Source organism: Enterococcus sp. HMSC061C05, assembly GCF_001814765.1.
GTDB classification, from domain to species: Bacteria; Bacillota; Bacilli; order Lactobacillales; family Enterococcaceae; genus Enterococcus_B; species Enterococcus_B lactis.
This window is the reverse complement of record NZ_KV817761.1, coordinates 124,980-125,189: the sequence shown is the minus strand read 5'-3', so window position 1 is coordinate 125,189 and position 210 is coordinate 124,980. Positions and strand designations below refer to the sequence as shown.

General features: G+C 61.0%; 1 protein-coding gene. It reads left to right on the top strand.

Annotated elements, in window-relative coordinates; genetic code table 11:
- Positions 1–210: hypothetical protein (locus HMPREF2988_RS13980; RefSeq protein WP_373887767.1), on the top strand; the 210-nt coding region annotated here is incomplete at both ends.

The window sequence follows — 210 nt, the reverse complement described above, 5'->3', positions numbered from 1 at the left end:
CGCATCGGCATCCGCGTCGGCATCAGCATCGGCATCAGCATCAGCATCAGCATCGGCGTCGGCATCAGCATCAGCATCAGCATCAGCATCGGCATCAGCATCAGCATCGGCATCAGCGTCAGCATCGGCATCCGCATCGGCATCAGCATCGGCATCAGCGTCTGCGTCAGCATCAGCATCCGCATCGGCATCCGCGTCGGCATCAGCATC